This window comes from Empedobacter sp. UBA7252, assembly GCF_002472765.1.
Classification (GTDB): Bacteria; Bacteroidota; Bacteroidia; order Flavobacteriales; family Weeksellaceae; genus Empedobacter; species Empedobacter falsenii_B.
This window is the reverse complement of record NZ_DKSQ01000105.1, coordinates 26,475-33,688: the sequence shown is the minus strand read 5'-3', so window position 1 is coordinate 33,688 and position 7,214 is coordinate 26,475. Positions and strand designations below refer to the sequence as shown.

Below are 7,214 nucleotides of genomic sequence, written 5' to 3'. Positions count from 1 at the left end.
TATTTAATATGCACAACGGGTTAACTATAATAAATTATTTTACACTAAAAGTCCAGAGAGTAAAAATCGTTATGAATTTCAAAATGAATATAAAATATCTAAAAAATTGAAAGATAATTGGTATTTATTGGAACGAATTGAGTAATACAATTTCAAAATTTATTGCTTAAACTGTATCTTTGCATCGATTTTAAAGAAGCAAATGTCCAATTATTTTCAATATTTTAAACATCCAATTACTACGTACGAACTTCCCAAAAAGTTTGATTATCCATTTTATTATGAACCTACTGAAATTGCGAAGCAAGCATGTAGAGAGCTACAAGAATACTTGGAAAATCAAACCGATTTTGAACATAATTTTGGTTTAGAAAATGACCAATCTTCCACTCCAATTGGTAAAATGTTTGGTGTTTTAGTTGTTCGAAATCAAAAGAATGAAGTAGGATATTTAGCGGCAGTTTCAGGTAAATTGGCTAATACTAATCAACACAAATTTTTTGTTCCACCTATTTTTGATATGTTGAATAAAAATGGTTTTTTCTTAGAACAAGAAGAACGTTTGAATGAAATCAATCGTATTTTAGAATCATTAGAAAATGATCAAAACTATCTACAACTTAAAGAAGATTTTATTCAATTTGAAATCAATTCTAAGTTAAAAATTGAAGAAGGAAAACAACTTTTAAAATCAAATAAAAAAGACCGAAAATATCAACGAGAAACAATTTCTCCAACTTTATCTCAAGATGAAATTCAATTTTTTGAAGAAGATTTAGTCAAACAAAGTTTACGTGATAAATATGAATTTAGAATTCTAAATGAAAAACTTGATTCTGAAAAACAGATTTTATTAAGCAAAATAAATGTTTTTAAGAATGAAATCAATTCATTAAAAGAAGAACGAAAAATAAAATCTAATTTACTTCAAAATCAATTGTTTAATCAATATCAATTCTTGAATAAGTTTAAGCAAGAAAAAGGATTATTAGAAATTTTTTCAACAACTGTATTTCAACAACCTCCTGCTGCTGCTGGTGAATGTGCTGCACCCAAATTATTGCAATATGCGTTTCAAAATGATTTAGAACCAATTTGTATGGCTGAGTTTTGGTGGGGAGATTCGCCAAAATCTGAGGTTAGAAAACATGGTCAATTTTATCCAGCTTGTACAGGAAAATGTGAGCCTATTTTAGGACATATGTTGCAAGGAATTGAACTGAATGAAAACTTATTGTTGAAGCAAAATTCAACTGTTGAAGAGTTAGAAATTTTATATCAAGATAATGATTTGGTTGTCATCAATAAACCAGAAGAGTTTCTTTCTGTTCCTGGAATTGAGATTAAAGATTCGGTTTATCTTAGAATTAAACATCAATTTCCATTGGCAACAGGTCCAATTATTGTTCATCGTTTGGATATGTCAACTTCTGGAATTCTTGTTTTGGCGTTAAATAAAGAAAGTCATAAACTTCTTCAACAACAATTCATTAAACGTAAAGTTCAGAAACGCTACATTGCACTTTTAGATGGAAATATTGAGCGCGATAATGGTTTTATAGATTTACCTTTACGTGTGGATTTGGACGATAGACCGAGACAAATGGTTTGTTATGAACATGGAAAAACGGCGCAGACAAAGTATGAAGTCATTGCAAGAAAAGACAATAAAACGCTTGTCTATTTTTATCCAATTACCGGTCGTACACATCAGTTGCGCATGCATGCTTCGCATCGTTTGGGACTAAATGCACCAATTATTGGTGATGATTTATATGGTACGAAAACAAATCGTTTGCATTTACATGCCGAATCCTTAGAATTTACGCATCCGAAGACGAAAGAATTGATGAAATTTCAAGTAGATCCAAATTTTAATCTCTAATTTTGCGAAAGAATACAAAGAATGGAAAATAAAGATTTGACAATACGAGAAGTAATTTATCGCGATATGGATACGTTGATTATGGCAAAATTGAAAAACGGATCTAATATTTCGATAGATGATTTGATCGATATTTCTTCTTATTTAGCTGCAAGTTTGTTCCGTGAACGTTGGAAACAAAAAGGTGAGTTGAGCGAAGAAGAAGTGAATATCGTTTTAGGAAATTTAGGTGATTTTTGCAATGAACATTTTGGTGAATATTTTACGCAACAAGATTTTGATAAAATTGTAAAAATCTCCCAATTATTGTTACAAAAACCTACGTTTGATAACGATTCGAAAGAATTTTTTGATGAAATATTGAAAAAATAAAGAAAAAAATTAAGCATAAAAAAACCACTTTATTTGAAGTGGTTTTTTATTATATCTCGAATTGATTAATCAATCACTTTACAAATTAAATCGAATTCGTACGCTTCAATAATCTCTACATTTACAAAATCACCAACTGGTAAATAGGTATCAATTGCAGAAATCAAAACTTCGTTATCAACGTCTGGCGAATCATATTCTGTACGTCCAATAAAGTTATCACCTTCCTTACGATCAATCATTACTCTAAATTGTTTTCCAATTTTTTCTTGATTCAAATCATACGAAATTTGAGATTGAATTTCCATAATTTCTTCAACACGTTGTTGTTTTACTTCCTCTGGTACATCATCTTCTAAATTATAGGCATGCGTATTTTCTTCGTGAGAATAAGTAAAACATCCCAAACGATCAAATTTTTGCTCTTGTACCCAAGCTTTCATTTCCTGAAAATCTTCTTCTGTTTCGCCTGGATATCCACAAATCAATGTTGTACGAATCGCCATATCAGGAACTTTTGTACGCATTGCGTCTAACAAAGCATTCGTTTTTTCGTGTGTTGTACCACGACGCATTGATTTTAATAATTTTGTTGAAATATGTTGTAACGGAATATCAATATAATTACAAACTTTAGGTTCTTCACGAATTACATCCAAAACATCTTCTGGAAAACCAGCTGGAAATGCATAATGTAAACGAATCCATTCGATACCTTCAATCTTAACTAATTCTTTTAATAATGATGCTAATTCACGTTTTTTATAGATATCTAAACCATAATACGTTAAATCTTGTGCAATCAAAATTAACTCTTTTGTTCCATTTTTTGCCAATTTAGTAGCTTCTGTAACTAAATCTTCGATTGGACGAGAAACATTTCCTCCACGCATCAAAGGAATTGCACAGAAAGAACAAGGACGATCACAACCTTCAGCAATTTTAAGATATGCATAATGACGAGGAGTTGTTGTTAAACGTTCTCCAACCAATTCGTGCTTATAATCTGCACCCAATGCTTTTAATAAAAGTGGTAATTCTCGCGTACCAAAATATTGGTCAACATTTGGAATTTGCTCAATTAAATCTGGTTTGTATCGCTCTGACAAACATCCTGTCACGAAAACTTTTTCCACCAAACCATCTTCCTTACGTTGCACGTAATCTAAAATTGTATCAACACTTTCCTCCTTTGCATTATCAATGAAACCACAAGTATTAATCACCACAATTTCCCCAGATTGCTCATGTACAACCTCTTTCCCATTGGCTTTCAGCTGTCCCATTAACACCTCAGAATCGTATACATTTTTAGAACATCCTAACGTAATTACATTAATTTTCTTTTTTCCAGTCGATTTTGTACGCATTACTCTAATTTAAGTCTGCAAAATTACGAAATATTTGAGAGAACTGACCGAAAAGATTGAATGGAACAAGTATAAATAGCTAAAATAAAAATTTTTAAACCTAAATAACTTTAAAGAGAATAGATTTCTAAACAACTAACTATTTTAGAAAATTAATCAATTATTACGATATTCTACTTGAAATCTATTTAATAAATATATTTTAACGAATTGATTAACAAAATATAACAAGTCATTTATAGTTTAATTTCAACAATAAATGTTAAATTTGAGCTAATTAGTATTTTAAGTTAGATGTCAAAGCAATGCTTTGAAATTAAGAAGGTCAAGATTTCTCTTGACCTTTATTTTTTATATTTAATCGATATGATAATGACTCGGAAAAGCCTTTTTAGGATTCTGTTTGAGAATATTCAACCTGAATTGACTTTCTAAAAATCCATAACCATAATTGAAAAATTGAATTAAAGTTGTTTGAATCGATAATAAACCAACTACCGCAGATTTAAAACGAATAGTTGAGAAAATAAAAATCAAAAACATGTAAATTAACCACAAAACAAATGGGGTTTGAAGAATAAATCGATGTTTTGGAAGAATAAAACTCAACAATAAAAATAAAAATGCAACTAAAGTTCCGACAAAAAATAAGCTTGGAAACCAAAAAGTTGGTTTGATATAATTTGGATGACGTTGATTAAGAATTGGGCGTGCAACTCCAAATTGATAAACTTGTTTCGCAAATTTCTTTAACGAAGTTCTACGTTTATGTATCACTTTCGAATCTTGAAATAATCGCGTTTCAAAATCATTTTCCCACAAACGCATTGATAAATCTGGATCTTCTCCAACACGTAAATCAGCAAATCCACCCGTTTTTTTGTACGCTTTTCGAGAAATTCCCATATTAAAACTACGTGGCTGAAATTTACCAATTTGCTTTTTTCCTCCACGTATTCCTCCTGTTGTTAAGAAAGAAGTCATCGAAAAAGTAATTGCTTTTTGCAAATCTGTAAACGAGTCATCTGCATCATCTGGTCCGCCAAAAGCGTCAACAAAATTAGTTGTCAATTCTTTTTTAACCGATTCAATATAAGTCGAAGGAATAATCGTGTCAGAATCTAAGAAAATGAAATAATTTCCATTCGCTTTTTCCATTCCATAATTTCTTGATTTTCCTGGTCCTGAATTTGTTTTGTAATAATAATGAAGATCTAATTGAGTTTCAAATTTAGCACAAACCGCATCCAATTTATTTTTAGAACCATCATCTACAATAATAATTTCGAATGATTTATCCGTTTGTTTTGTTAAACTTGACAATAATTCTGTCAATTCATCTTGACGTTCATAAACGGCAATAATTATCGAAAGTTTTAAATCTTCTTTTTCCAAAATAAATTATTGATTGAATGATTCTTTCAATTCTAAAGTTACTTTCTGGATTTCGTTCAAATCCTTAAAATGATTCGTTTTGAAAGTAGATTTTGATTGATTCAATTCATGAACAATAGCCAAAATTGTATCCAATGGACTTTGCTCCTCTCCTTTCGAAGTTTCGTCAAAATTAATTCCAACCAAAGAAACTTCTTCAATCATTCCGAACAACCATTCTTCTAAAAAAGTATTCAAATCTATCGAATCAATTTTATGATTTGCCCATTGATTTTGTTTCGCTTTTTCAGCTAAATCTGTATTCGACCAAAAACAAATTACCTCTAAATTAGAGCCATCTTCGTACTCAAATTCTTCCGAATACGAAATAGCAAAACCTTCTTCAGAAGTTAAAAGATATACTTTTTGATCTTGACAAATTTCTTTTATAAATTGACTCACTTCTTTTAATTTTGATTTTTAGTTTTTTTACTTCCTTCGTACATTTCGTATTGTAAAAAGTCGCATTCTAACTTACCGTTAAACACTTTTACCTTTTTCGAAGGACGTAAACCGACATATTTTTTGGCTTGTAAATCTGATGTGATAAACCACGCCAATGTATTTGGATAACTCGATTTTAATGTGTCTCCAATTTGTTTATAAAATTCTTGGTTATTGTTTTCAATACGCTCATCATAAGGCGGATTGAACACCAATAAAACTGGGAACAATTCCTTTTTAGATGTAAAGAAATCTTGATTTCTCACTTCAATGAAATCTTCTAAATCAGCAGATTTTATATTCATCTGCGCGATTTTTACCATCATTGGAGAAATTTCGTAACCTACAATTTTATATTCTGATTCCTTGATTCGATTTAAACGCGTATTACGAATTTGTGTAAACAATGTTTCGTCATAATCTGGCCAGTTCTGAAATGCAAAATGCTTACGATGAATTTGTGGCGGAATATTATTTGCAATCATCGCCGCTTCAATCAACATTGTTCCTGAACCACACATTGGATCAAGGTAATTTCCTTTTCCATCATAACCTGCTTGCAACAACAAACCTGCTGCTAAAACCTCGTTAATTGGAGCTGGACCAGTTTCTTCACGATAACCACGTTTGTGCAAAGATTCTCCCGAAGAATCTAACGACAACGTAATTTTATCGTGTGAAATATGTAAGTTGAAACGTACATCTGGAAAATCTTTATCAATGCTTGGACGACGACCATTTTTTTCTTTGAATCGATCTACAATAGCATCTTTCACTTTAAGCGCTGCGTAATGCGAATGCGTAAAATAATCTGAATGAACAGTTGGATCAATCATAAAAGTTTGATCGACATTTAGATAATTTTCCCAATGGAATTTTTTGAATTTCTCGTACAATTGATGATCATTTTTCGCAGAAAACGAAAGAATTGGCTTCTGTATACGAAGTGCCGTACGCAAGCTATAATTTGCTTTGTACATAAAACCTAAATCGCCATTAAATTCAACCATTCGGTTTTGAATTTTAACATCTGCCGCACCCAACGCTTTTAATTCTTGCGCTAATATTTCTTCGAAACCAAAAAAGGTTTTCGCAATCATTCTGAAATTTTCCAAGGAAATAAAATTTTTACAAAAGTACGGGAAATAAAGGAAATTGAGAAAGGAATAATTGTTTTTCGATATTCTAAACTAATTTATATCTTAACAAAAAATATTTCATGGATCAAGAAACTAAATATGAAAAAATATTGGTTCGATATTATAGTAAGGTTTTAGAAGAAGAAATAGTTGAAACACTTTGGACAGAAACCATAGACAAAGAAAAAGGATTATATAAAATTGAAAATATTCCGTTCTATGGTCCATGTTTTTCAAGTGACGATATAGTATTTGCTGAATATGATAACGATGAAGAATGTTTGACTTTTAGAAAAGTAATTGAATTTTCTGGAAATTCGACAGTTCAAGTTATAATAATGAATGATGAAATTAATAGAGATGATATTAGAAATATTTTCAAGAATTTGAATTGTGAAAGTGAAGCGCTGAATGAAAAATACTTTGTTCTAGAAATTCCTTTAAAAATAAATTATAAATCTGTTTTTGATAAATTAATCGAATTACAAGAAAATGAATTTATTGCTTTTGCAGAACCTGTTTTATCAGAAAAACATCGTGATGAAACCAGATAATAATCTTAATAATATT

The 7,214-nt window shown here is 30.3% G+C and carries 7 protein-coding genes; 3 read left to right on the top strand and 4 right to left on the bottom strand.

Features of this window, described 5'->3' with window-relative positions; translation table 11 throughout:
* The first annotated feature begins 202 nt into the window (after positions 1 to 202).
* Positions 203 to 1,885 (top strand): RluA family pseudouridine synthase, encoded by a 1,683-nt coding sequence (locus B2X73_RS14675; protein WP_286496377.1) that lies wholly within the window; start codon positions 203 to 205, stop codon positions 1,883 to 1,885.
* A 21-nt stretch (positions 1,886 to 1,906) separates the two neighbouring features.
* Complete coding sequence (locus tag B2X73_RS14670; RefSeq protein ID WP_219035247.1) at positions 1,907 to 2,257, top strand: hypothetical protein; 351 nt, start codon at positions 1,907 to 1,909, stop codon at positions 2,255 to 2,257.
* Positions 2,258 to 2,322: 65 nt separating this feature from the next.
* On the opposite strand, the gene rimO is transcribed toward B2X73_RS14670, so the two are convergent.
* The 4 genes from rimO to B2X73_RS14650 all read right to left on the bottom strand — a co-directional run bounded on the left by rimO (position 2,323) and on the right by B2X73_RS14650 (position 6,626).
* Positions 2,323 to 3,627 carry a 30S ribosomal protein S12 methylthiotransferase RimO gene (gene rimO, locus B2X73_RS14665; RefSeq protein ID WP_286496376.1) on the bottom strand — a complete coding sequence of 435 codons (1,305 nt, stop codon included), beginning with the start codon at positions 3,625 to 3,627 and terminating at the stop codon, positions 2,323 to 2,325.
* 357 nt (positions 3,628 to 3,984) lie between these two features.
* Entirely contained in the window at positions 3,985 to 5,022 is a 1,038-nt protein-coding gene (locus tag B2X73_RS14660) for a glycosyltransferase (protein WP_221855888.1), read from the bottom strand.
* A gap of 6 nt (positions 5,023 to 5,028) precedes the next feature.
* Entirely contained in the window at positions 5,029 to 5,463 is a 435-nt protein-coding gene (locus B2X73_RS14655) for a DUF2750 domain-containing protein (RefSeq protein ID WP_221855886.1), read from the bottom strand.
* A 5-nt stretch (positions 5,464 to 5,468) separates the two neighbouring features.
* Positions 5,469 to 6,626, bottom strand: coding sequence for a THUMP domain-containing class I SAM-dependent RNA methyltransferase (locus tag B2X73_RS14650; RefSeq protein WP_221855924.1), 1,158 nt, complete (start codon positions 6,624 to 6,626; stop codon positions 5,469 to 5,471).
* Positions 6,627 to 6,724: 98 nt separating this feature from the next.
* On the opposite strand from B2X73_RS14650, the gene B2X73_RS14645 reads away from it, so the two are divergent.
* Positions 6,725 to 7,198: a DUF4265 domain-containing protein gene (locus B2X73_RS14645; protein ID WP_038331503.1), complete on the top strand. Its 474-nt coding sequence runs from the start codon at positions 6,725 to 6,727 to the stop codon at positions 7,196 to 7,198.
* Positions 7,199 to 7,214: the final 16 nt, after the last annotated feature.

Excerpts from the sequence above, each read along its gene's own strand:
- B2X73_RS14675 (WP_286496377.1), top strand. The coding sequence starts at position 203 with ATGTCCAATTATTTTCAATATTTTAAACATCCAATTACTACGTACGAA.
- B2X73_RS14645 (WP_038331503.1), top strand. The coding sequence starts at position 6,725 with ATGGATCAAGAAACTAAATATGAAAAAATATTGGTTCGATATTATAGT.
- B2X73_RS14670 (WP_219035247.1), top strand. The coding sequence starts at position 1,907 with ATGGAAAATAAAGATTTGACAATACGAGAAGTAATTTATCGCGATATG.
- rimO (WP_286496376.1), bottom strand. The coding sequence starts at position 3,627 with ATGCGTACAAAATCGACTGGAAAAAAGAAAATTAATGTAATTACGTTA.